Genomic DNA, 24,134 nt, shown 5'->3' with positions numbered 1-24,134 from the left:
TGGGAGCGGGCTCTGCACGCTCCCACATAAAACGCCTGCCTGCAGGGTTCTGTTATCAGCCCTTGCCGCCCTTCTTGCCCAACAGGTGCGAGAACACCGCATGCAGGTCGTCCGAGGCGCTTTCCTCGTCCAGGTTCAGCTTGCTGTCGATGTGGTCCATGTGGTGCATCATCAGGTCCACCGCCAGGGTCGCATCGCGCGCCTCGATAGCGTCAATCAGCTGGGTGTGTTCATCGTAGGAACAGTGCGAGCGGTTGCCGCTTTCGTATTGGGCGATGATCAACGAAGTCTGCGACACCAGGCTGCGCTGGAAGCTGATCAGCGGGGCGTTCTTCGCCGCCTCGGCCAGCTTCAGGTGAAACTCCCCGGACAGGCGAATACCGGCGCCACGGTCACCGCGCGAGAAGCTGTCGCGTTCGTCCAACACCATTTGCCGTAACTCCGCCAACTGCTCGGTCGTGGCGTGCTCCACCGCCAGTTCGGTAATGGCACGCTCCACCATGCGCCGGGCGAAGAACACCTGCCGCGCTTCCTCGACACTGGGGCTTGCCACCACCGCACCGCGGTTGGGGCGCAGCAATACCACGCCTTCATGAGCCAGGCGCGAGAGTGCACGGCGAATGATGGTGCGGCTGACGCCGAAGATCTCGCCCAGCGCTTCCTCGCTCAATTTGGTCCCAGGCGCCAGGCGCTGTTCGAGGATGGCCTCGAAGATATGGGCGTAGACGATGTCGTCCTGGGTGCCGAGACGGCCGGCCTTGGCCGCGCGCGTTGGTTTCTTGAGGGGTTGCAACTGTTCGTTCATGGGCACTCGAAGGTGAAGTTTTTGCGGCAGTAAGGCCCATTGTACACAGGGCCAAGGGCTTGTGTCAGGTCATGCATGGCCGCACTTGGCAAGCACGCCGGATAACCATATGTCGCGATTGACGAATAATCTGCGCACAAAACCAAAAACATTATTTGCATTCTTTGTATACAAACGCATAATCACCTCGAGCGATTTTCCTGACCCAGAGGTCAAATAACAACAGTCGCCTGCACCACCACTTTTACCTGCCTCACGGGGTCGAGCTCATGTGCGCGCGGCTTCGGAAAACAACAAAAGCCTTGAGGAGTAACTCGCTGTGGAAAGCAATAAATCCGAAGCCGCCCCCCTGCACCTTGCCCAGCCGTTGCGGCGCGGGCTGCTGGAACGCCTGTTCAAGCTGAGCCTGCACGGTACCACCGTGCGCACGGAGTTGATCGCCGGCCTGACCACGTTCATCACCATGGCCTACATCATCTTCGTCAACCCCAACATCATGGCCGATGCGGGCATCGACCATGGCGCCGCCTTCGTCGCCACCTGCATCGCCGCTGCCCTGGGTTGCCTGCTGATGGGCCTGTACGCCAACTGGCCGGTGGGGCTAGCACCGGGCATGGGCCTGAATGCGTTCTTCACCTACACCGTGGTAGGCACCATGGGCTATTCGTGGCAGACGGCGCTGGGCGCGGTGTTCATCTCCGGCGTGCTGTTCATGATCCTGACCCTGTCTCGGGTGCGCGAGTGGCTACTCAACAGCATCCCGGTGAGCCTGCGCTTTGCCATGGGCGCCGGCGTGGGCCTGTTCCTGGGGGTGATTGGCCTGAAAACCTCGGGCATCATCGTCGCCAGCCCCGCCACACTGATCAAGCTGGGCAACCTGCGTGACCCGGCACCGCTGCTGGCCGCCGTGTGCTTCCTGCTGATCGCGGTGTTGAGCTATCACCGGGTGTTCGGCGCCATCCTCATCAGCATCATTGCCGTGACGGCCGCTGGCTGGGGCCTGGGCATCGTCCAGTACGGCGGCGTGTTCTCCACGCCACCGAGCCTGGCGCCCACTTGGCTGGCCATGGACGTGGCCGGGGTGTTCAACGTCAGCATGATCAGCGTGGTGCTGGCCTTTCTGTTCGTGCACATGTTCGACACCGCCGGCACGCTGATGGGCGTGGCCCAGCGTGCCAACCTGGTGAACGCCGACGGGCGTATCGAAAACCTGTCCCGCGCACTGAAGGCCGACAGCGCCTCCAGCGTGTTCGGCGCCATGGTCGGCGTGCCACCGGTGACCAGCTACGTGGAAAGCGCCGCAGGCGTGGCCGCCGGTGGCCGCACGGGGCTGACGGCGGTCACTGTGGGCCTGTTGTTCGTCGCGGCGATGTTTTTCGCGCCCCTGGCTGGCATGATTCCGGCTTATGCTACGGCCGGTGCGTTGATCTACGTGGCCATGCTGATGATGGGTGGCATGGCCCACATCAACTGGGATGAGGCCACCGACAGCATCCCGGCCATCGTCACCATGATCATGATGCCGCTGACCTTCTCGGTGGCCGACGGTATTGCCCTGGGGTTCATCAGCTACGTGGCGCTGAAGGCCGGCACCGGCAAGCACCGCGAAATCTCGGTGAGCCTGTGGGTGCTGTGCGCGATCTTCATCGCCAAGTTCATCTTCCTGTAACGCCCGCTTGCAGCCGCTGCCGCCAGGCTGCGGCTACAGTGCGGGGAAATCTGTCGTCGAGGAGAGAAACAATGAGTGTGGATACCTGGCTGTTGTTCAGCGCCGCGGCCCTGGTGGTGATTGTCATCCCAGGGCCTTTGTCGTTGCTGATGATCGGCAACAGCCTGAACTACGGCCTGCGCCGCTCCTACCCGGCATTCCTGGGCGGGGTGAGTGCCTCCATCTGCCTGCTCAGCGCGTCGGCCCTGGGCCTGGGCGCGTTGCTGATGGCCTCGGAACAGGTGTTCAGCGCCCTGAAGATCGTAGGCGGCCTGTACCTGTTCTACCTGGCCTGGCAAAGCTGGCAGCAGTCACGCCGCGCACCAAGCGCCGCCGAGGTGCCCGCCGACCTGCCGGCGCCACGCTTTGGCGCACTGTTCTGGCGCGCCTTTGCCCTGGGCGCCAGCAACCCCAAGGACATTCTGTTCTTTGCAGCGTTCCTGCCACAGTTCCTCAACGCCCAACACTCGCTGGGCGCGCAACTGGGCATCATGATCGCCACCTGGGCAGTGCTGGATCTGCTGTGCAAGCTGGGCTACGGCCTGGGCGCCCACGGCGCGGCGCACTACCTGCGCACGGGGCGCGGGCAGAGCTGGTTCAACCGGGTGAGTGCCGCGCTGTTTGGTGCGGCCGGCACCGCGGCGTTGATCAGCCGCGGCTGACCCAGAAGTTGAATGAAACCGGAGCTGCCGAAAGGCTGCGAAAAGGTCCGCAGGACCTTCCGGCAGTTCCTGCGGCATTCCCCCCATGCGTCAAACGCCTATCAGCGCTGGGCTTGCTGCTGGCCCAGCAGATTGCCGACATACGCGGAAAATTGCTCCACGGTCATCTTCTGGCCATTGAAATCGACCATGCCGTCGGCGTAATGCAGGCGGCTGGTGACGTTGTCGCCGTCCACCTTGCCCAACTGGGTGGCCACGGCCATGCCGCCAATGGAGTCACTGACGTTCTTGGCCTGCAGCGCCACGGCATCCTTGTCGGTGCGGCCTTGCAGGTGCGCCTGGGCGGTGGCCAGGTCCATGATCATGGGCTTGGACAGCGTAACCTTGGCGTCGAGCAGGCTGATCATTTTCTTGCCTACATCGGCAGAGTCGTTGTCCAGCGTGCCTGGGCTGGTCAGGTCCAGCACCAGGCTGGCCTGGCTTTGGCCATTGGCAGTCTTGACCGACAGGTTCTCCATTTCGATGTGCGGCTTGGCGGCCAGCAGGGTGAGCATGTCGGTGTTGAGCTGCTGCTGGTCGGCATCGCTGAGCTGCAGGTTCAACGGCACGTGGGCAGCCGCCGCGGCTTGTTGCTGCGCGGCGATCTTGCTGACGTACAGCGCGTACAGCGACTTGCTGGAAGCGATGTCGAAGTTGTCGAACTTCCAGTTCATCTGCGCCGAGCCCAGGGCCTGGCCACCCACGTCCAGTGAACCCACGGCGTAGCTGATCTGCGCGGCCAGCTTGTCTTCGACTTCCTGCATCAGGCCGTTGAAGTCCAGGTCTTTCACGGCGAAGGCCGGCGCGTTCGCGCCCTGCAGGTTGAGGGTGGCCACCTTCAGTTCCGTGTGCCCCAGGTAGAAGCCCGACTTGCCCTTCTCGCCGCCGCTGTCCAGGGTCACGCCGTCGATATCGGCATGCACCGGCCCTTCTTCGCTGGCCAGGTCCAGGGACAGGTTGGCCATGTTGCCCTTGAGCTCGTACTTCTGCGCATCGGCGGTGGTGTTGATCGACACCGCCAGGCCCGAGAACTTCAGGGTCTTGCCCGGCTCTTTGGACTCCAGCGGTGCCAGGTCGACGTGGGTCTCGGTACCACGGTTGTAGTGGATGGCCGAGTGACCGGTGAGCGGGGTCTGGCCGTTGTTCATGGCAAACCACTTTTCCGTGTCGGGGCTTTTTTCCAGCTCAAAATTGCTGGCCGCCATCACCGGCGCCAGGCGCAGGCGGGTGACCCGCGACAGCGGCAGGGGGCCGTGCTCGATGTGGTCGACAAACAGCAGATGAGCCGGCTTGGCGTGGGGCATCTGCACGTTCACGCGGTAATGGGCGGTGCTGCTGAACAGGTGACGGTCCAGCGAGACCAGCTCGATGCTGAACTGCGCCTTGCCATCGGGGCCTACGCCCGACTGCAACAACTGTTGGTTGCCCTCGCTGATTGCTTCCTGCAATACGCCTTCCAGGCGGGTACCGGTAAACCACGCACCGGCGGTGGCCACGACGCCCACGGCAATGACCACACCTGCTGCTATGCCTGCTGCTTTTTTCATAGATCGACTCGACGAGTTCCATTCGGTAGGGAGGAATACCCGACGAATACTACCGCGAAATGGAAGAGCGATGCCGATACCGTCGCCGCTGCCGCCAGGCTGCATTGGCACCGGAGGCCACTGGGGGGTTTCAGCGAACGTGCGGGCCGGCGCAGCCGGCGGCAGCGGCTGCACAGCGCCGCCCGGGAAATATCGCGCAACAAAAAAAGCCCGCAGTGTGGGCGGGCAAGAGGTACCAACGAAGCGCTGTTACGGCTGAATCAGCTGCCGCGATAAGTGGAATAGCTATAAGGCGAAACCAGCAAGGGCACATGGTAGTGCTCTTGTTCGGCATTGATGCCAACCCGCAGCACGACCACGTCGAGGAACGCCTGGTCCGGCAGTTGCACGCCTTTGGCGCGATAGTAGTCGCCCACCGAGAACTGCAACTGGTACACGCCGGTGCGGTAGTCATCACCTTGTAATACCGGTGCGTCACAACGGCCATCACTGTTGGTCAAGGCGCTGGCCACAAGCTCCAGTTGCTGGCCCTCGACGCGATACAGCTCGACCTTGATGTTGCTGCCAGGGCAGCCGTGGGCGGCGTCCAGCACATGCGTAGTCAAACGTCCCATGGTGTTTCGTGCCTCATTTTCATCCGGTTGTTCGTAGGCCTGCGCACCCTTTCAGGGCACTGAAGGCGCCAGGCAGGAAAACATTAAGACACTTTCAAAGCAAATTGTACACAATTATTCCGGTCTTTTTACCCTGCCCGCAGGCATGCCCAGAAAACAGGCATATTACCCGGCAAAGCAAGTCCTGCATGGTCTTCCAAGCAAATACCTGACCAATCGGGCAAGTATTTTGCAAGAAAATAAATCGATGGGCTGAAGCGATGATTGGAAAAAAACAGGCTTACAAAGTGATCATAAAGTTGTATACAATCAATCCATCGCCGGGTCGCCAACCTCATCGGGGCCACCCGCCACCTTATGACGCGAAGAAGGATGAATGCAGTGAGCGCTGAATACCCACGCGACCTGATCGGTTACGGCCCCAACCCGCCCCACCCTCGCTGGCCGGGCAATGCCCGCATCGCCCTGTCGTTCGTACTCAACTACGAGGAAGGTGGCGAGCGCAACATTCTGCACGGTGACAAGGAATCCGAAGCCTTCCTGTCCGAAATGGTGGCCGCGCAGCCCCTGCAAGGCGAACGCAACATGAGCATGGAGTCGCTGTACGAGTACGGCAGCCGTGCCGGCGTGTGGCGTGTACTCAAGCTGTTCAAGGAAGCGGGCATTCCGCTCACCATCTTTGCCGTGGCCATGGCCGCCCAGCGCCACCCTGACGTGATCCGCGCCATGGTCGATGCCGGCCACGAGATTTGCAGCCATGGCTACCGCTGGATCGACTACCAATACATGGATGAGAACCAGGAGCGCGAGCACATGCTCGAAGCCATCCGTATCCTCACCGAAATCAGCGGCGAACGCCCACTGGGCTGGTACACCGGGCGCACCGGCCCCAATACCCGTCGGCTGGTGATGGAGGAAGGCGGCTTCCTGTACGACAGCGACACCTACGACGACGACCTGCCCTACTGGGAGCCGAACAACGGCACCGGCAAGCCGCACCTGGTGATCCCCTACACCCTGGACACCAACGACATGCGCTTCACCCAAGTGCAGGGCTTCAACAAGGGCGACGACTTTTTCGAATACCTGAAAGACGCCTTCGACGTGCTGTACGCGGAGGGTGCCGAAGCGCCGAAAATGCTCTCTATCGGCCTGCATTGCCGGCTGATCGGCCGCCCTGCACGCATGGCGGCGCTCAAGCGCTTCATTGAATACGTCAAAGGCCATGACCAGGTGTGGTTCGCCCGCCGCGTGGACATCGCCCGTCACTGGCACGAAGCCCACCCCTTCCAGGAAGAGGCCGCGCAATGACCGCTTTCCAGACCATCAAGCCGTCGACACTCGACCGTGACGCCTTCGTCGCCGTTTTCGCCGACATCTACGAGCACTCGCCGTGGGTCGCGGAAAAAGCCTTCGACCTGGGCCAGGACGCCGAACTCGACCAGATCGAAACCCTGCACCAGCGTATGAGCGACATCCTGTTGAGCGCCGATCACACCAGCCAGCTGGCATTGATCAACGCGCACCCTGACTTGGCCGGCAAAGCTGCCGTCCAGGGCCAGTTGACCGAAGCCAGCACCCACGAACAGGCCGGCGCCGGTATTCACCAATGCACCACCGAGGAGTTCCAGCGCTTCACGGAGCTGAACGATGCCTACAAGGCCAAATTCAAGTTCCCCTTCATCATGGCAGTGAAAGGCAGCAACCGGCATCAGATCCTCGCCGCGTTCGAAGTGCGCATCCACAACTCGGTCGAGGCCGAGTTCAAGGAAGCCCTGGCGCAGATCAACAAGATTGCCCTGTTCCGTTTACTGACCCTATAGCGAGCCTGGCCCGAGTACCGTCAGCGCTGACGCACCCAGGGCCTGACAAGCTTCCCCAGCCACCTATTCAAGGCAGACAAGAAAAATGAAAGCATACGCCGTACCCTTCGAGAAGTTCGTCAACCTGGCCGACGCACGCCTGGGCACCAAGGCCATCTCGGTCACCGACGACTGGTTCGCCGACGTCAACCGCCTGTTCCAGCCCACCCCCGCGGTGTGGAAGGAAGGCGTGTTCGATGACAACGGCAAGTGGATGGACGGCTGGGAGTCGCGTCGCAAGCGCTTCGAAGGCTACGACAGCGCGGTAATCCGCCTGGGCGTGCCGGGTTCGATCAAGGGCGTGGACATCGACACCTCGTTCTTCACCGGCAACTTCCCGCCATCGGCTTCGCTGGAAGGCTGCTTCGTGGCCAACGGCGACCCGACCGACGCCACCCAGTGGACCGAAGTGCTGTCGGCCGTGGAACTGCAAGGCAACAGCCACCACTACCACGAAATCAATGATGCCCAGGCCTACACCCACCTGCGCTTCAACATCTACCCGGACGGCGGCGTGGCGCGCCTGCGCGTGTACGGCGTGCCCTTCCGCGACTGGTCGGCCACCGGCGACAATGAGCAGGTCGACCTGGCCAGCGCCCTCAACGGCGGCCGTGCCCTGGCCTGCTCCGACGAGCACTTCGGGCGCATGAGCAACATTCTCAACCCGGGCCGTGGCATCAACATGGGCGACGGCTGGGAAACCGCCCGCCGCCGCACGCCCGGCAATGACTGGGTGATCGTCGCCCTGGGCCATGCCGGCACCGTTGAACACGTGGTGGTCGACACCCTGCACTTCAAGGGTAACTACCCGGACAGCTGCTCGATCCAGGGCGCGTTCGTGAAAGGCGGCACCGACAGCCAGATCGAAACCCAGAGCCTGTTCTGGCGCGAACTGCTGCCTAGCCAGAAACTGCAGATGCACCAGGAGCACAGCTTCCAGGAGCAGATCAAGGACCTGGGGCCTATCACCCACATCCGCCTGAACGTGTTCCCGGACGGTGGCGTGAGCCGCTTGCGCGTACTCGGCAAGGTAGCCAAGTAAGCGGTAGCCTCTTCGCGGGCAGAGCCCGCTCTCACAAAAGCAGGGTTTGCAGATGTTTTTGTGGGAGCGGGCTCTGCCCGCGAAGAGGCCCGCAAAGGCAACACACTAATCACTGAACAGACAGAAGACCCACAATGCGCACACTAGTGATCGAGCCCCTGACAAAAGAAGCCTTCGCCCCCTTCGGTGACGTGATCGAAACCGACGGCAGCGACCACTTCATGATCAACAATGGCTCGACCATGCGTTTCCATCGTCTGGCCACGGTCGAGACCGCCACGCCAGACGACAAGGCGATCATCAGCATTTTCCGCGCCGACGTGCTGGACATGCCGTTGACCGTGCGCATGCTGGAGCGCCACCCGCTGGGCAGCCAGGCTTTCGTGCCGCTGCTGGGCAACCCCTTTCTGATCGTGGTCGCGCCACTTGGCGATGCACCTGTATCAGGCTTGGTCCGCGCCTTCATCACCAATGGCAGGCAGGGCATCAATTACCATCGCGGCGTCTGGCACCATCCGGTGCTGACGATCGAAAAGCGGGATGACTTCCTGGTGGTTGATCGCAGTGGCACTGGCAACAACTGCGATGAGCATTTTTTCAATGAGGACGAATTACTGATCCTCGCCCCCCACCAATAAGAGAAGGCTGGCCATTGCACTGCAGTGGCACGGCAAGAGGTAACGACTGTGCAAGCACATCTGATGGAGTGGCTGAATCTGGGCGTGCGCTGGATTCACATGATCGTGGGTATCGCCTGGATCGGCGCATCCTTCTATTTCGTCTGGCTGGAGAACAACCTCAACCGCGCCAACCCACGTGACGGGCTGAGCGGTGACTTGTGGGCCATTCACGGTGGCGGTATCTACCACCTGGAAAAATACAAGCTGGCTCCCCCCACCATGCCGGACAACCTGCACTGGTTCAAATGGGAAGCCTACTGGACCTGGATGTCGGGCATCGTGCTGCTGTGCGTGGTGTTCTACTCCAACCCGGTGCTCTACCTGCTGGCCCCCGGCAGCACCCTCAGCGGGCCGGAAGGCATCGCCATTGGCGTGGGCGCGCTGGTTGCCAGCTGGTTCATCTACGACCTGCTGTGTGACTCGCCCCTGGGCAAGCGCCCCGGCCTGCTGGGCCTGGTGCTGTTCGTACTGATCATCGCCGCCTGCTATGGCTTCAGCCAGGTGTTCAGCGGCCGCGGTGCGTACCTGCACACCGGCGCCATCATCGGCACCATCATGGTCGGCAACGTGTTCCGCATCATCATGCCCGCCCAGCGCGCGCTGGTGGCAGCCATCGCAGAGAACCGCACGCCCGACCCTACCCTGCCGGCCAAGGGCCTGCTGCGTTCGCGTCACAACAACTACTTCACCCTGCCCGTGCTGTTCATCATGATCAGCAACCACTTTCCCAGCACCTACGGCAGCCATTACAACTGGCTGATCCTGGCTGGTATCGCGGTGGTCGCGGTGATGGTGCGTCACTATTTCAACACCCGCCACAACAGCCACAAGTTTGCCTGGGCCCTGCCTGCCGGCGCCCTGGGCATGATCTGCCTGGCGTTCGTGACCGGCCCCATGCAAATGGGCAACAGCAGCGACGTGGCCCAGGCACCGAAGATCGAGTACCAGCCGTTGCCGGGTACCGCCATTGGCGGCAAGCGCGCCGACGAAATGCCGGCCCAGCCTGCGCAGCCCGCGGCAGCCGAACAGCCGGCGCAAGCCAGCGCCGGCACCAGTGACGCAGACTTCAACAAGGTTCACGGGGTGATTCAGGAGCGCTGCGCGGTATGCCATTCGGCCACACCTACCAGCCCGCTGTTCTCCACCGCACCGGCCGGCGTCATGTTCGACACCCCGCAGCAGATCCAGCAACTGGCCCCGCGCATCCAGGCGCAGGCCGTGGCCAGCCAGATCATGCCGCTGGGCAACATCACCAAGATGACCCAGGAAGAGCGCAACCTGATTGGCCAATGGATCGCCAAGGGAGCGCAGACCAACTGAGGTGACGCTGGATACCCCAGGGGAAAATTGCATGGATGCATACTTTGTGGGAGCGGGCTCTGCCCGCGAATCGGGCGCCGCGATATACCAGACATTGCGCGGCGTTTTCTTCGCGGGCAGAGCCCGCTCCCACAAAATGATCTCCCACAGGGTCAATGTGAATGAAGCGTCCTGACCACAGCTCCACAATAAAAACAAAATCCGAGGTGTTGCATGTCCGAGTCAAGCCACGCGCGCATCCCTGCCGCGCCACCACGACAGCCCCTGCCGCTGATGCAATTGATCCTGGTAGGGTTGCAGCATGTATTGCTGATGTACGGAGGCGCCATCGCGGTGCCGCTGATCATCGGACAGGCCGCCGGTCTTTCCCGTGACGAGATTGCCTTCCTGATCAACGCCGACCTGCTGGTGGCTGGCGTGGCCACCGTGGTGCAGTCATTGGGTATCGGTGCCTTGGGCATCCGCATGCCGGTGATGATGGGCGCCAGCTTCGCCGCTGTGGGCAGCATGGTGGCCATGGCCGGCATGCAGGGCGTGGGCTTGCCGGGCATTTTCGGCGCCACCATTGCCGCGGGTTTCTTCGGCATGGTCATCGCCCCCTTCATGTCCAAGATCGTGCGTTTCTTCCCGCCCCTGGTCACCGGCACGGTGATCACCTCCATCGGCATGTCGCTGTTTCCGGTAGCGGTGAACTGGGCCGGCGGTGGCGCCAAGGCCGTGCAGTTCGGCTCGCCCATCTACCTGACCGTGGCCGGGCTGGTGCTGGCCACCATCCTGTTGATCCACCGTTTCATGAGCGGCTTCTGGGTCAATATCTCGGTGCTGATCGGCATGGTGCTGGGCTACATACTGTCGGGCTTCATCGGCATGGTCGACCTGTCGGGCATGGCTGCCGCACCCTGGGTGCAACTGGTCACGCCGCTGCATTTCGGCATGCCCACCTTCGGCCTGGCACCGGTGTTGTCCATGTGCCTGGTGGTGGTCATCATCTTCGTCGAGTCCACCGGCATGTTCCTGGCCCTGGGCAAGATCACCGACCGCGAGGTCACCCCGGGCATGTTGCGCCGTGGCCTGCTGTGCGACGCCGCAGCGTCCTTCGTGGCCGGCTTCTTCAACACTTTCACCCACTCCTCCTTCGCCCAGAACATCGGCCTGGTGCAGATGACCGGCGTGCGCTGCCGTTCGGTGACCGCCGTGGCCGGCAGTTTCCTCATCGCCCTCAGCCTGTTGCCCAAGGCCGCGTTCCTGGTGGCCTCCATTCCCCCGGCCGTGCTCGGCGGCGCGGCCATCGCCATGTTCGGCATGGTGGCGGCCACCGGCATCAAGATCCTTCAGGAAGCCGATATCGGTGACCGTCGCAACCAGCTGCTGGTGGCGGTAAGCATCGGCATGGGCCTGATCCCGGTGGTGCGCCCCGAGTTCTTTTCGCAGCTGCCCGCGTGGATGGGCCCCATCACCCACAGCGGCATCGCCATGGCAACGTTGAGCGCGGTACTGCTCAACCTGCTGTTCAACGTACTCGGCGGCGCCGAGCGCGAGGCCCATGCCCGAGCGGCGCATCAGCATTGATCACGGGGGGCACCGGGCAAAAAGCTGACCGAGTGCCCCACTTTTGCTGTGCCTGCTCTGTAACGGAGCACTTGAGCGAGGCGCCATGAGTCAGTAATCTGCGCGGCCGCGTGAAACCGGGGGGATGTTTTCCCCGATAAAGCTGACCTCTTGCACAAGACTGGGCGCCTGCCCTGCCGCGTCATCGTTTGCAGCCAATCGAACACCTTTCGACTGTTTTTTTCACACAGCCGACGGGATTTTTCTGGCCGCTCGAATACTTGGCAAGGCTCTTGCTATCTCAGTTGCGCCGCAGGAGAAGTTGACCAGTTGGACGACTTTTTTGCACAACCCACAAGGCGCCACTCCAGAGCGCCACCACGAAAAACAGACGAAGATTTATCCAGGGAGCAAACCGATGAAACGTACTCTTTCGAGCCTGATGGTGGCTGGCAGCATGGTGGCCGGGGGCCAGGCCATGGCTGACGACAGCGGCTGGCTGCAGTGGCAGAGCAACAGCCTGACCTACCTGTATGGCCAGGACTTCAAGGTCAACCCGGGCATCCAGCAGACCGTCACGTTCGAGCACGCCGACGCCTGGAAATACGGTGACAACTTCCTGTTCGTGGACAACACCTGGTACAACGGCAAGAAAGACTCCGGCAACGGCACCTTCGGCCTGTATGGCGAGTTCAGCCCGCGCCTGTCGCTGGGCAAGATCTTTGACCAGAAGTTTGCCTTTGGCCCAGTGAGCGACGTGCTGCTGGCCTTCACCTACGAGTTTGGCGAAGGTGACGTGGAGTCCTACCTGATCGGCCCGGGCTTCGACCTGAATATTCCCGGTTTCGACTACTTCCAGCTGAACTTCTACAACCGTATCCCGGATGGCGGCCGCGCGGGCAACAACATCTGGCAGATCACCCCGGTGTGGTCCTACACCATTCCGGTGGGCAGCTCCGACGTCCTCATCGACGGCTACATGGACTGGGTGGTCAGCGGTGACCACAACAAGGAAGGCGACTACCACGCCAACCTGCACTTCAACCCGCAGGTCAAATACGACCTGGGCAAGGCCCTGCACTGGCAGCCCAAGCAGGTCTACGTGGGCTTTGAGTATGACTACTGGAAAGACAAGTACGGCATCGACAGCAGCCACGCTTTCGACACCAACCAGAACACCGCCAGCCTGTTGCTGAAAGTGTTCTTCTAAGCGCCGCTGAGGCGGCGATATAAGCTGCAAGCTTTGAGCTTTAAGCTGCAAGTAACGGCGATCCGCGCTGGCTTGCAGCTTACCGCTTGAAGCTCCTGCAAAGGCGCAGGAGCCCTTCGTCGATCTGCTCGATCGACGGAGCGGCGAAAGATAGGCGCAGGCTGCTGGTATCAGGATCATTCGCAAAGAACGCACTGCCCGGCACGAACATCACCCGCTGTTCGATGGCCCGCTCCAACAACTCCCCCGCATTCACGCCGTCACGGCAACGCCCCCAGATGAACATCCCGCCTTGCGGCGGCGATACTTCCAGCACGTCTCGCAGCCCCTCAAGGCCGCCCAGCATTCGTGCGCACTTGTCGCCGTAGCCCTTGATCAGGCCCGGCAAGGCTCGCTCCAACGCACCGTCCGCCAAGTACAATGCCGCAATCTGCTGGGCCCAGGGCGCAGTGCACAGGTCCACCGTCTGCTTGGCGATGACGCAGCGTTGGCGCACCGGCGCTGGCGCAATCAACCAGCCGATACGCAGGCCCGGGGCCACGACCTTGGACAGGCTGGACAGATGGATCACCCGCCCTGCCGCGCCATCGACCTGCTTTTCCAACGCCAGCAGCGAGGGCACCTCGGGGCCAGCGAAACGCAGGGCGCCGTAGGGGTCGTCTTCAATCATCAGGAAGTCGTGCTCGGCGGCCAGGGCCAGCAGCTTCAGGCGACGCTCCAGCGGCAGGCAGGCGCCCGTGGGGTTGGCGAAGGTCGGCACGCAGTACAGCAGGCGGATGCTGCCACGGGGCAAGGTCGCCAATTGCTCGGCCAGGCGCTCGGTGTCCAGGCCCTGGGCATCGGTGTCGGCGCTGTCCACGTGCATGCCGGCCAGGCGAAACGCCTGCAAGGCAGCAGGATAGGTCGGCCGCTCCACCAGCACCCGCTCACCTGGGCTGAGCAGCACCTTGATCAACAGGTCCAGGCCCTGCTGGGAGCCGGTGGTCACCATCAGGTCATCCACGGCCACCGGCGCACCACGGCGCGCCATCAACGCCGCCAGTTGCTCACGCAGCAACGGCAAGCCATCGGTGGCCGCGTATTGCAGGCAGTCCACGGGCGATTCGCGCAGGGCACGTTCGGCAGCGGCGGTCAGGTTCGGCTGATCAAAAAAGGTCGTGGCCGGGTAGCCACCGGCGAAGGAGATCATGCCGGGCAGCGACAGGTACTTGAACAGCTCGCGAATCGCCGAACCGGTCGGCGCCTGGAAGGTGGGGGCGAAGCGGTAATTCAGTTCGGTCACGGCGCAGGCTCCTTCAAGGCAGATGGTTCAGTATCGAATCCGGCTCCCAGCGCCGCAAACGACGAATCGGCAGCACGTCATTCCGCCATGGCATCAATCAAAGGGGATGACCTGTGGAGCTGCGGGGCGGCAGCTGCGGCGGTTTTGGCGGGGTCAGCCGCGCAGGGCGCTCCAGATTTTGCTGGCGATGGTGACAACGCCCAGCACTACGGCACCTGCCGCCACGCCCAGCACACCATTGAGCAACGCCATGGTCACGCTGCCGCCCACGCTTTCCACCCAGTGATGCAACGGTGCAATGCCGTGCACCAGGATGCCGCCGCCCACCAGGAACATCGCCGCCGTGCCCACCACCGACAGGGTTTTCATCATGTAGGGCGCGGCGCGCAGGATGCCGCCGCCAATGGCGCGGGTCAGGCCGCCCTGGCGCTGGGTCATCCACAGGCCCAGGTCGTCAAGTTTGACGATGCCGCCCACCAACCCGTAGACGCCCACGGTCATCACCAGGGCGATACCACTCATCACGATCACCTGCTGCATCAGCGGCGCGTCGGCGACGATGCCCAGGGTGATGGCGATGATTTCCGCCGACAGGATGAAGTCAGTGCGCACCGCGCCCTTGATCTTGTCCTGTTCATAGGCCATCAGGTCGACGCTGGGGTCGGCCACCACGGCAGACTCGGCGTGATCGTCCTGCTTTGCGTGCAGCAAGCTGTGCGCCACTTTTTCGAAGCCTTCGAAGCACAGGTACGCACCGCCCACCATCAACAGCGGCGTCACCGCCCAGGGGATGAAGGCGCTGATGGCCAGGGCCGCAGGCACCAGGATGACCTTATTGCGCAGCGAGCCCTTGGCCACCGCCCACACTACGGGCAGTTCGCGCTCGGCGCGCACGCCGGTAACCTGCTGGGCGTTGAGCGCCAGGTCGTCGCCCAGCACGCCGGTGGTTTTCTTGGCCGCTACCTTGGTCATCAGCGAGACGTCGTCGAGTACCGCGGCGATGTCATCCAGCAATACCAGCAGACTGCTTCCTGCCATAAGAAACGTTCCCATCGTTCATGTTCAATGGGCGCGAGCATACCCTGTCATGCCCTTACTGTGCACTGCCCTGCCAGCCACCGCCCAGGCTCTGGATCAGGGCCACGCTGCCCTGGCCGAGCTGGCCCTGGGTGTCGCGCAGGTTCTGTTCGGCCTGCAACAACACCAGTTGCTGGGTGAGCACATTCTGCCGGCTGACGGTGCCAGCCTGCTGTTGGGCCTGCTGACTGCCGAACAGTTGCTGGTTGCGCTGAAAGATCTGCTGGTAGGCGTCGGCCTGCTGTTGCAAGTGGTTGAGGGCCGAGAGGTTATCCTCAACGTTTTGCAGCGCGGTGAGCACCGCACCGCGGTAGTTGGCGGCGTCCTGATCATAGGTGGCCTGGGCTTCATTGACCGCCGCGCGCCGTGCGCCGCCGTCGAAGATAGTTTCGGCCAGCGCCGGGCCCAGCAGCCAGACGCGGTTGGGCAATGAGAACAGACCGCCCAGGGCACTGCCGCGATAGCCGCCTTCGGCCGTCAGGGTCAGGTCGGGATAGAAGGCCGCTTCGGCCACGCCGATGCGCGCGTTGGCGGCGGCTGCCGTGCGCTCGGCCGACACCACGTCAGGGCGACGCTGCAACAACCCCGACGGCATTGCCAATGGCGGCCGCAACACCGCGAACGAATAATCGGCCAGCGGTGCCAGGCTGAACTGCGCCGGAGCCTGCCCTGCCAGCACCGCCAGTGCATGCTCGTACTGTTCACGTGAACGCTGAGACGTCTGCAAGGCGGCCACTACCGCGGTCAACTGATCCTGCGCCACCAGCAACTGGTCGTTGGTGGCAGTGCCCTGGACGAACTCGGCCTGGGTCATGTCCTGCAGTTGCTGGTCGATGCGTTGCTGGTCTTTCAGCAGCCGGATGTCGATGTCCAATTGGCGCACGGCAAAATAGTCGGTGGCCACGCTCGCGGCAATCGACAGGCGTACCCCGGCCAGCAAGGCGTCGGACGATTGTGCCAGGGCGTTGCTCGACTCGATGCCCCGGCGCACCTGGCCCCACAGGTCAGGCTCCCAACTGGCCGTTAGCGTGGCACTGACCGACTGGCTGACACCGGTGGTGCTGGCGGCTGCCGCGCTGCTGGAAGAGCCACTCTCGCCCACGCCACGCGCCCCCGACAACCCAACCCCCACCGTCGGCCACAGGCTCGCCCGGCTGGCGGCCACCTGGGCATTGGCCAGGCGGTAGGCGGCCTCGGCGGCGGCGATCGACTGGTTGGCGCTGTTGGCCTGCTCGACAAGCCGGTTCAGGGTGGCATCGTGGTAATCCAGCCACCACTGGCTGTGCAGCGCCCCCTGCGGGTTGGCGGCCGCACGCTGGAACGCCGCGCCTTCCTTGAAACCACTGGGCAACGCCTGTTGCGGGCGCTGGTAATCGGGCCCCACCGTGCAGCCGGCCAGCGCCAGCAGCAGCGCCGAAGCAATCAGGGTGCGCATTCAAGTCTCCTTGCCGTGCCGGCGCACGCGCGCCGAGGCCCGGTCGAGCCACAGGTAAATGACCGGCGTGGTGTACAGCGTCAGCACCTGGCTGAACAGCAAGCCGCCAATGATCGAAATACCCAGCGGCCGCCGCAGCTCCGAGCCGTAGCCATGGCCCAGCACCAGCGGCATGGCGCCCAAAATGGCCGCCAGGGTGGTCATCATGATCGGCCGGAAGCGGATCAGGCAGGCCCGGCGAATGGCCTCGCGAGCGTCGAGGCCTTTTTCGCGGCGCTCGGTGATGGCGAAGTCGACCATCATGATCGCGTTCTTCTTGACGATACCGATCAGCAATATCACCCCCACCAAGGCGATGATCGACAGCTCGGTGCCCGTCACCAGCAGCGCAATCAATGCGCCCACCCCGGCCGACGGCAAGGTCGAGAGAATGGTCAGCGGGTGCACCAGGTTCTCGTAGAGTACGCCCAGCACGATGTACACCGACACCAGCGCGGCGACGATCAACAGCGGCTCGTCGGCCACCGAGGCCTGGAACACCTGGGCGGTGCCGGCGAACTGGCCAACCACGCTGGCGGGCATGCGCAGTTGCGCCACGGCGTTTTCCACTAACACCGTGGCCTGGCCGATGGACACCCCGGGCGCCAGGTTGAACGACACTGTCACCGCCGGGAAGGTGCCCTGGTGGCTGATGGAAATGGCCGTGCGGTCGATGCTGTAGGTGGCCATGGCCGACAGCGGCACCAGGGCCGAACTGGCGATGCCGGGCGCCGCGCCGCCGCGCGCCGTGGAGGCCACCGTGCCCACCGGCACGTAAATACCCTTGAGCGCCACCGGGTCGCGCCAGTACGGCGGCGCCAGTTCCATCACCACGTGGTACTGGTTGGCGGCGCGGTAAATGGTCGACACCTGGCGCTGGCCAAAGGCGTCATACAGGGTCTGGTCCACGGCCGACAGGCTCACGCCCAGCCGCGAGGCGCTGTCGCGGTCCACGTGCAGGTTGGCCAGCAGGCTGTTGTCTTGCTGGTCAGTGTTCAGGTCGGTGAGCTGGCCCAGAGGCCGCAGCACATCGAGCACCTTGGGTACCCAGAAGTCCAGGTCGCTCTGGTCATCGGCGGTCAGCGTGTACTGGTATTGGGCACCGCTCTGGCGACCGCCCACGGTGATGTCCTGGGCCGACTGCAAATACAGTTTGGTGCCGGGCATGTCGCCCAGCGCATGGCGGATCTGCCCGATCACCGCGTCGGCGCCCACCGTGCGCTGGTTCAATGGCTTGAGGGTGATGAACAGCTGCGCGCTGTTGATCGCCCCGCTGCCCCCACCACTGCCGCCGACAAAACCGCCGACGTTCTCGATAGCGCGGTTGCGCATCACCGTGCGGTTAATCCGCTCGAAGCTCTTTTGCATGGCACTGTAGGACACGCTCTGCGCCGCCAGTATCGAGCCTTGCAGGCGCCCGGTGTCTTCCTGGGGGAAGAAGCCTTTGGGAATGAGCACAAACAGCACCGCCGCCACGCCCACCACCATCAGGGTCACCAGGCCGGCCAGCAGCGAATGGCCGATGACCCAACCCAAGGTGCGGTCGTAGAACCGGTGAAAGCGCGAATCCGGGTGTTCCTCGCCCTGCCCTTGCCCGCCCCGCTGCGGGCGCAGCAACACGCTGCACAGGCTGGGGGTGACGGTGAGCGACACCACCATGGAGATCACGATGGCCACCGACAGGGTGATGGAAAACTCGCGAAACAGCCGCCCGACAATACCGCCCATCAACAGCAGCGGGATAAACACCGCCACCAGCGACACGCTGATGGTCAGCACCGTGAAGCCCACCTCGCGCGCGCCCTCCAGTGCCGCCTGGGTGCGCGTGGCGCCCTGCTCCAGGTGGCGCATGATGTTTTCCACCACCACGATAGCGTCGTCGACCACGAAGCCGGTGGAAATGGTCAGCGCCATCAGTGACAGATTGTTCAGGCTGTAGCCCAGGAAATACATGGCGCCAAAGGTGCCCAGCAACGACAGCGGCACAGCGATGGCCGGCACCAAGGTACTGCGCCAGTCACGGAAGAAACAGAAGGTCACCAGGGTCACCAGCAACACCGAAATCAGCAGGCTGACTTCCACGTCGTGCAGTGACGAGCGGATGGTAGTGGTGCGGTCCATGAACAGGTTGAGCTTGATGCCGCTGGTCACCGATTCCTGCAAAAACGGCAGCCCCGCCTTCACCGCGTCCACGGTTTCCAGCACGTTGGCGCCCGGTTGTTTGAACACCACCAGCAACACCGCCGGCTGGCCGTTGGACAAACCGAAGTTGCGCAGGTCTTCGACGTCTTCGCGCACATAACCCAGGTCGGCCACGTGCACCACGTCGCCATTGCTTTGTTTGACGATCAGCGTGCTGTAGTCCTGGGGCTGGTACAGCTGGTCGTTGGCGCCCAGGGTATAGTTGCCGCCGCCGCTGCTGATGGTGCCCTTGGGCAGGTTGGTGTTGGCGTCGGCGATCACCCCGCGCACCTGCTCCAGGCTGACCCCGTAATGGCTGAGGCGATCGGGGTTGAGTTCCACCCGCACCGCCGGCAGGGCGCCACCGCCGACAATCACGTCGCCCACCCCCGAGGTTTGCAGCAAGCGCTGCTGCAATACGGTGGAGGCCACGTCGTACATTTGCCCCGGCGTGGCGGTGGCCGAAGTCATGCTGATGATCAGGATGGGCGAGTCGGCCGGGTTGACCTTGCGATAGGTAGGGTTGCCGGACAGGTCGCTGGGCAGGTTGGTGCGCGCCGCGTTGATGGCCGCCTGCACGTCGCGAGCGGCGCCGTCGATATCACGGTTCAGGTCGAACTGCAGGTTGATGCGCGTGGCGCCCAGGGTGCTGGACGAGGTCATCTGAGTGATGCCCGATATCTGCCCGAACTGGCGCTCCAGGGGTGTAGCCACCGAGGTGGCGACGGTGCTGGGGTCGGCCCCCGGCAGGCTGGCGCGCACGCTGATGGTGGGAAAGTCGACCTCGGGCAGCGGTGCCACCGGCAGTAGTTTGAACGCCAGAATGCCAAACAGTGCCAGCCCCAACGCCAACAGCGTGGTGGCGATGGGGCGCGAAATGAACGGCGCCGAGAGGTTCATGGCGCCGGCGCTTCAGCGCTCGGCTGGGCGCCGCCCAGGCGTCGTCCCAGGCTGTTCATGGCGAGGAAAATCACCGGCGTGGAGAACAGCGTCAGCAGCTGGCTCAGCAGCAGGCCGCCGATGATGGCAATGCCCAGCGGGTGGCGCAGCTCCGAACCTATGCCGGTGCCCAGCGCCAGCGGCACGGCGCCGAACAGCGAGGCCATGCTAGTCATCAGGATGGGCCGGAACCGCAGCTGCGCCGCCTGGCGAATCGCTGCGGTGGCGTCCAGGCCCTCGTTGCGCTGCAACTCCAGGGCGAAGTCGACCATCATGATGCCGTTCTTCATGACGATGCCAATCAGCAGCACAATGCCGATCAGGCCGATGATGTCGAACTGCGTGCCGGTGACCAGCAGCGCCAGCAACGCGCCCAGGGCCGCCGACAGCAAGGTGGAAAGAATGGTCACCGGGTGCACGAAGCTCTCGTAGAGAATGCCCAGCATCAGGTACACCACCACGATGGCCGCCAGCACCAGGAACAGCTGATTGCCCAGCGACGACTGGAAGGTGGCCGCCGCGCCTTCCAGCTGCGCCTGCACGGTAATGGGCAGGCCCACGTCATGCTCCACCTGCCCCAGGCGCGTGACGGCAGCGCCCAGGGTCTGGCCCGGCGCCAGGTTGAACGAGACGTCGGCGTAGGGGAACTGGCCCTGGCGGTTGAGGGTAATGGGCGTGCGCACCACCTGCTGGGTGGCCATGCTCGACAGCGGCGCCACCCCGCCACCGGCGGTGTCCACATACAGGCCGGTGAGCAGGTCGGCGAGGTTGCCGGGCTGGCGGTCACTGGCCAGCACCACGTGGTACTGGTTGAGCTGGGTGTAGATGGTGGACACCTGGCGCTGGCCGAAAGCGTCGTACAGCACGTCATCAATGGCCTGGGGCGTCACGCCCAGGCGCGAGGCGGTGGCGCGGTCGAAGGTCAGCTGTACCTGGTTGCCGAACTGCAGGGCCTGGCTCTGCACGTCGGCGAACATCGGGTCGTTGCGCATGGCCGCCATCAATTTATTGGCCCACTGTTCCAGTACTTGGGGGTCGATGGCCTGCAAGCCCAGGCGGTAACCGGTGGTGGATAGAGTGGAATCCAGGGTCAGGTCCTGCACCCCGTGCAGGTACAGGCGAATACCCGAATTGTCACTGCTGGCATCGGCCAGGCGGCGGATCACCACGGCGGCACTGTCCCGCTCGCCACGGGGCTTGAGGTTGATCAGCAGGTTGCCCTGGTTCAGCGTCGGGTTGGTTTGGTCGATGCCCACGAACGACGACAGGCTGGCCACCGCCGGGTCCTTGAGAATGCGCGCGGCCAGGCGCTGCTGTTCAGTCTGCATGCGCGCGAAGGACACGCCGGGCGCGGCCTGGGAGATGCCCTGGATCAGGCCGGTGTCCTGGTCGGGGAAAAAACCCTTGGGAATGATCAGAATCAGCCATACGGTCAGCGCCGCAGTCATGACGATTGAAACCAGCGTCAGGGTCTGGTGCAGCAACACCCAGTCCAGGCCCTTCACGTAATAGCCGTTGATGCGGTCAAAAAAGTCTTCACGGCGCTCCGTGTGCCGGGCCTTGAGCAGCCGCGCGCAAAGCATGGGGGTGAGGGTCAGGGTAATCAGCGCGGAAATGACGATGGTCACCGCCACCGTGGTGGCGAATTCGCGAAACAGCCGCCCCACCACGTCGCCCATGAACAGCAACGGGATCATCACCGCGATCAGCGCCACCGACAGCGAGATGATGGTGAAGCCGATCTGCGCCGAGCCCTTGAGCGCCGCCTGCAGGGGCCTCTCGCCTTCCTCGATGTAGCGGGTGATGTTCTCGATCATGACGATGGCGTCGTCCACCACGAAGCCGATGGCGATGGTCAGCGCCATCAGGGTCAGGTTGTTCAGCGAGAAACCCAGGGCGTAGGCCACGGCCAGGGTGCCGATCAGGGTCAGTGGCACGGTCAGCGCCGGGATCAGAGTGGCAGCCAGGTCGCGCAGGAAAATGAAAATCACCAGCACCACCAGCAGGATCGCCACGCCTAACTCAAGCTGCACGTCGGTGACCGAGGCGCGGATAGTCTGGGTGCGGTCTGTGAGCACGTCCACCTTGAGGGTCGCCGGCAGGCTCGCGCGCAGGCTGGGCAGCAGGCGCTGCACGCGGTCCACCACCTGGATGACGTTGGCGCCGGGCTGGCGCTGGATGTTCAGCACAATGGACGGCGTGCTGTTGGTCCAGGCCGCCTGCCGCGGGTTTTCCGGGCCCTGGATGGACGCGGCAACCTGCGCCAGGCGGATGGGCGCGCCGTTCTTGTAGGCGATGATCAGGTCGCGGTACTGCTCGGCCGACTGCAACTGGTCGTTGGCGCCGATGGAGTAGGCCTGGAAGCGGCCGTCGATGTTGCCCTTGGCCTGGTTGACGTTGGCGGTGCCCAGCACGGTGCGCACGTCATCCAGCGACAGGCCCAGTGCATTGAGCGCCGAGGTGTTCGCCTGTACCCGCACCGCCGGGCGCTGGCCACCGCTGAGGGTAACCAGGCCGACGCCGGTGATCTGCGAGATTTTCTGCGCCAGCCGGGTGTCGGCCAGGTCCTGAATCCTGGTCAGCGGCAGCACGTCCGAGGTCAGCGACAGGGTCAGCACTGGCGCGTCGGCCGGGTTGACCTTGCTGTACACCGGCGGGTACGGCAGGTTGGCCGGCAGGAAAGTACCGGCGGCGTTGATCGCCGCCTGTACTTCCTGCTCGGCCACGTCCAGGGACAAGGCCAGGGCGAACTGCAGGGTGATCACCGAAGCGCCATCGGAACTGGTGGAGTTCATCGACTTGAGGCCCGGCATCTCGCCAAACTGGCGCTCCAGTGGCGCGGTGATCGAGGAGCTGATGACCTCGGGGCTGGCGCCAGGGTACTGGGTGAACGCCTGGATGGTGGGGTAGTCGACCTCGGGCAGCGCCGACACCGACAGCAGGTGGTAACCCAGCAGGCCCACCAGCAGCACCGCGACCATGATCAGCGCGGTGGCCACCGGCCGCTCGATGAACGGCCGCGAGATATTCATGGGGTGGCGACCTTGACGGCCGAGCCGTTGTCCAGCTTGTCGGCGCCCTCGGTCACCACCTGCTCACCGGGCTTTACGCCCTGGTCGAGAATGGCGGTGACGTCGCCCATGGCCGGGCCCGGCTTGACCACCCGCAACGCCGCCTTGTTGTCGTTGACCACAAAGACGAAATCGCCCTGGCTGCCATGCTGAATGGCCGGGGTGGGCACCACGGCAACCTGGCTGAGGCGGTCGGCCTGCAACCGCGCGTTGACGAACTGGTTGGGAAACAGATGGGCCGCCGGGTCAGTGAACTGTGCCTTGACCTTGACCGTGCCGGTGCTGGTGTCGACCTGGTTGTCCAGCGCCAGCATCGTGCCGGTGGCCAGCAGGTCATGCTTGTTGCGGTCATAGGCCAGCACCGTGACCGGGCCCTTGGCCATGGCCTGGTCGATGGCGCCCAGGTCGTCTTCGGGCACCGCGAACACCACAGTGGCCGGTTGCAATTGGGTGATGACGGCAATGCCGGTACTGGTCTGTGGATTGACATAGTTGCCCGGGTCTACCAGCCGCAAGCCCACCACGCCGTCCACCGGCGAATAAAGGGTGCAGTAGCTGACCTGCACGTCCAGGTTCTGCACACTGCCCTGGTCGGCCGCCACGGTGCCCTGCTGTTGCTGCACCAGCGAGCGTTGAGTGTCGAGGGTTTGCTGGCTGACCGAGCCCACCTTGATCAATTGGCCGAAGCGGGTCAGGTCGCGCTGATCGTTGGCCAGCAACGCCTGGTCATGCAGCAGTACGCCACGGGCCTGGGCCAACTGCGCCTTCAGCGCGCGGTCGTCGATGCGCGCCACCATCTGGCCCTTGTTGACGTGCTGGCCTTCCTTGAACGGCACCTCGGTGAGCAGCCCGGCCACCTGGCTGACCACGGTAACCGTGCGGGTGGGGGTGACCGTGCCCAAGGCGTCGATGTACACCGGCACGTCCTGCTGTTTCACCGCCACCACGGCCACCGGCTCGGCGGGCGGCGGTGGTTTGGGCTTGGCCTTGCCGGCCAGCAGGTGCCAGGCAAGAAAACAGGCGAGCAGCACCAGCACAAGGGCAGCAAACAAGAGAAGACCGCGTTTACGCTT

The 24,134-nt window shown here is 63.7% G+C and carries 18 protein-coding genes; 9 read left to right on the top strand and 9 right to left on the bottom strand.

Annotated elements, in window-relative coordinates; translation table 11 throughout:
• Positions 1-55: 55 nt before the first annotated feature.
• Positions 56-805 (bottom strand): GntR family transcriptional regulator, encoded by a 750-nt coding sequence (locus PMM47T1_RS18645; RefSeq protein WP_008371718.1) that lies wholly within the window; start codon positions 803-805, stop codon positions 56-58.
• A gap of 319 nt (positions 806-1,124) precedes the next feature.
• Between PMM47T1_RS18645 and PMM47T1_RS18640 the strand changes: the two genes are divergently transcribed.
• Positions 1,125-2,474 (top strand): NCS2 family permease, encoded by a 1,350-nt coding sequence (locus PMM47T1_RS18640; RefSeq protein ID WP_008371717.1) that lies wholly within the window; start codon positions 1,125-1,127, stop codon positions 2,472-2,474.
• A 71-nt stretch (positions 2,475-2,545) separates the two neighbouring features.
• On the top strand, positions 2,546-3,175 hold the full coding sequence (locus tag PMM47T1_RS18635) for a LysE family translocator (protein WP_008371716.1): 630 nt from the start codon (positions 2,546-2,548) through the stop codon (positions 3,173-3,175).
• A 101-nt stretch (positions 3,176-3,276) separates the two neighbouring features.
• On the opposite strand, the gene PMM47T1_RS18630 is transcribed toward PMM47T1_RS18635, so the two are convergent.
• Both PMM47T1_RS18630 and uraH read right to left on the bottom strand, forming a co-directional pair.
• The gene (locus PMM47T1_RS18630; protein WP_008371715.1) at positions 3,277-4,761 is read right to left on the bottom strand and encodes a YdgA family protein; all 1,485 of its coding nucleotides are present in this window, start codon (positions 4,759-4,761) and stop codon (positions 3,277-3,279) included.
• A 260-nt stretch (positions 4,762-5,021) separates the two neighbouring features.
• Positions 5,022-5,375 (bottom strand): hydroxyisourate hydrolase, encoded by a 354-nt coding sequence (gene uraH, locus PMM47T1_RS18625; protein WP_008371713.1) that lies wholly within the window; start codon positions 5,373-5,375, stop codon positions 5,022-5,024.
• A 381-nt stretch (positions 5,376-5,756) separates the two neighbouring features.
• On the opposite strand from uraH, the gene puuE reads away from it, so the two are divergent.
• The 7 genes from puuE (at position 5,757) to PMM47T1_RS18590 (ending at position 13,037) form a co-directional block, all read left to right on the top strand.
• Positions 5,757-6,686: an allantoinase PuuE gene (puuE, locus tag PMM47T1_RS18620; protein WP_008371711.1), complete on the top strand. Its 930-nt coding sequence runs from the start codon at positions 5,757-5,759 to the stop codon at positions 6,684-6,686.
• Positions 6,683-7,198 (top strand): 2-oxo-4-hydroxy-4-carboxy-5-ureidoimidazoline decarboxylase, encoded by a 516-nt coding sequence (uraD, locus tag PMM47T1_RS18615; protein WP_008371708.1) that lies wholly within the window; start codon positions 6,683-6,685, stop codon positions 7,196-7,198. Before puuE ends, uraD begins: the two co-directional genes overlap by 4 nt.
• An 85-nt stretch (positions 7,199-7,283) precedes the next feature.
• Entirely contained in the window at positions 7,284-8,279 is a 996-nt protein-coding gene (gene alc / locus PMM47T1_RS18610) for an allantoicase (protein WP_008371706.1), read from the top strand.
• A gap of 134 nt (positions 8,280-8,413) precedes the next feature.
• Positions 8,414-8,917 carry an ureidoglycolate lyase gene (locus PMM47T1_RS18605; protein WP_008371704.1) on the top strand — a complete coding sequence of 168 codons (504 nt, stop codon included), beginning with the start codon at positions 8,414-8,416 and terminating at the stop codon, positions 8,915-8,917.
• 48 nt (positions 8,918-8,965) lie between these two features.
• Positions 8,966-10,279, top strand: a complete 1,314-nt coding sequence (locus tag PMM47T1_RS18600; RefSeq protein ID WP_008371702.1) for a urate hydroxylase PuuD — start codon at positions 8,966-8,968, stop codon at positions 10,277-10,279.
• A 213-nt stretch (positions 10,280-10,492) separates the two neighbouring features.
• Positions 10,493-11,848, top strand: a complete 1,356-nt coding sequence (locus PMM47T1_RS18595) for a nucleobase:cation symporter-2 family protein (protein ID WP_008371700.1) — start codon at positions 10,493-10,495, stop codon at positions 11,846-11,848.
• A gap of 397 nt (positions 11,849-12,245) precedes the next feature.
• Positions 12,246-13,037, top strand: coding sequence for an outer membrane protein OmpK (locus tag PMM47T1_RS18590; RefSeq protein ID WP_008371698.1), 792 nt, complete (start codon positions 12,246-12,248; stop codon positions 13,035-13,037).
• 79 nt (positions 13,038-13,116) lie between these two features.
• On the opposite strand, the gene PMM47T1_RS18585 is transcribed toward PMM47T1_RS18590, so the two are convergent.
• From PMM47T1_RS18585 to PMM47T1_RS18560, 6 genes are all read right to left on the bottom strand, one after another.
• Positions 13,117-14,319: an aminotransferase-like domain-containing protein gene (locus tag PMM47T1_RS18585; RefSeq protein WP_008371695.1), complete on the bottom strand. Its 1,203-nt coding sequence runs from the start codon at positions 14,317-14,319 to the stop codon at positions 13,117-13,119.
• 153 nt (positions 14,320-14,472) lie between these two features.
• A complete protein-coding gene (locus PMM47T1_RS18580) occupies positions 14,473-15,357 on the bottom strand; it encodes a DUF808 domain-containing protein (RefSeq protein ID WP_008371693.1) in 885 nt (294 codons plus the stop codon).
• A gap of 55 nt (positions 15,358-15,412) precedes the next feature.
• Positions 15,413-16,831, bottom strand: a complete 1,419-nt coding sequence (locus PMM47T1_RS18575; RefSeq protein ID WP_008371691.1) for an efflux transporter outer membrane subunit — start codon at positions 16,829-16,831, stop codon at positions 15,413-15,415.
• On the bottom strand, positions 16,832-19,951 hold the full coding sequence (locus PMM47T1_RS18570) for an efflux RND transporter permease subunit (protein ID WP_008371689.1): 3,120 nt from the start codon (positions 19,949-19,951) through the stop codon (positions 16,832-16,834).
• The gene (locus PMM47T1_RS18565; RefSeq protein ID WP_008371687.1) at positions 19,948-23,022 is read right to left on the bottom strand and encodes an efflux RND transporter permease subunit; all 3,075 of its coding nucleotides are present in this window, start codon (positions 23,020-23,022) and stop codon (positions 19,948-19,950) included. The genes PMM47T1_RS18570 and PMM47T1_RS18565 overlap by 4 nt, the downstream gene beginning before the upstream one ends.
• Positions 23,019-24,113, bottom strand: a complete 1,095-nt coding sequence (locus tag PMM47T1_RS18560; protein WP_008371686.1) for an efflux RND transporter periplasmic adaptor subunit — start codon at positions 24,111-24,113, stop codon at positions 23,019-23,021. Before PMM47T1_RS18560 ends, PMM47T1_RS18565 begins: the two co-directional genes overlap by 4 nt.
• Between the last annotated feature and the right edge of the window lie 21 nt (positions 24,114-24,134).

The organism is Pseudomonas sp. M47T1, assembly GCF_000263855.1.
Taxonomy (GTDB): Bacteria; Pseudomonadota; Gammaproteobacteria; order Pseudomonadales; family Pseudomonadaceae; genus Aquipseudomonas.
Note: the sequence above shows the minus strand (reverse complement) of the source record. Positions and strands in the feature narration are given on the sequence as shown.

What these genes read in the sequence shown, in the direction of transcription:
- PMM47T1_RS18645 (WP_008371718.1), bottom strand. Translation starts at nt 805, where the DNA reads ATGAACGAACAGTTGCAACCCCTCAAGAAACCAACGCGCGCGGCCAAG.
- PMM47T1_RS18635 (WP_008371716.1), top strand. Translation starts at nt 2,546, where the DNA reads ATGAGTGTGGATACCTGGCTGTTGTTCAGCGCCGCGGCCCTGGTGGTG.
- PMM47T1_RS18630 (WP_008371715.1), bottom strand. Translation starts at nt 4,761, where the DNA reads ATGAAAAAAGCAGCAGGCATAGCAGCAGGTGTGGTCATTGCCGTGGGC.
- uraH (WP_008371713.1), bottom strand. Translation starts at nt 5,375, where the DNA reads ATGGGACGTTTGACTACGCATGTGCTGGACGCCGCCCACGGCTGCCCT.
- uraD (WP_008371708.1), top strand. Translation starts at nt 6,683, where the DNA reads ATGACCGCTTTCCAGACCATCAAGCCGTCGACACTCGACCGTGACGCC.
- alc (WP_008371706.1), top strand. Translation starts at nt 7,284, where the DNA reads ATGAAAGCATACGCCGTACCCTTCGAGAAGTTCGTCAACCTGGCCGAC.
- PMM47T1_RS18605 (WP_008371704.1), top strand. Translation starts at nt 8,414, where the DNA reads ATGCGCACACTAGTGATCGAGCCCCTGACAAAAGAAGCCTTCGCCCCC.
- PMM47T1_RS18595 (WP_008371700.1), top strand. Translation starts at nt 10,493, where the DNA reads ATGTCCGAGTCAAGCCACGCGCGCATCCCTGCCGCGCCACCACGACAG.
- PMM47T1_RS18590 (WP_008371698.1), top strand. Translation starts at nt 12,246, where the DNA reads ATGAAACGTACTCTTTCGAGCCTGATGGTGGCTGGCAGCATGGTGGCC.
- PMM47T1_RS18580 (WP_008371693.1), bottom strand. Translation starts at nt 15,357, where the DNA reads ATGGCAGGAAGCAGTCTGCTGGTATTGCTGGATGACATCGCCGCGGTA.
- PMM47T1_RS18575 (WP_008371691.1), bottom strand. Translation starts at nt 16,831, where the DNA reads ATGCGCACCCTGATTGCTTCGGCGCTGCTGCTGGCGCTGGCCGGCTGC.
- PMM47T1_RS18570 (WP_008371689.1), bottom strand. Translation starts at nt 19,951, where the DNA reads ATGAACCTCTCGGCGCCGTTCATTTCGCGCCCCATCGCCACCACGCTG.
- PMM47T1_RS18565 (WP_008371687.1), bottom strand. Translation starts at nt 23,022, where the DNA reads ATGAATATCTCGCGGCCGTTCATCGAGCGGCCGGTGGCCACCGCGCTG.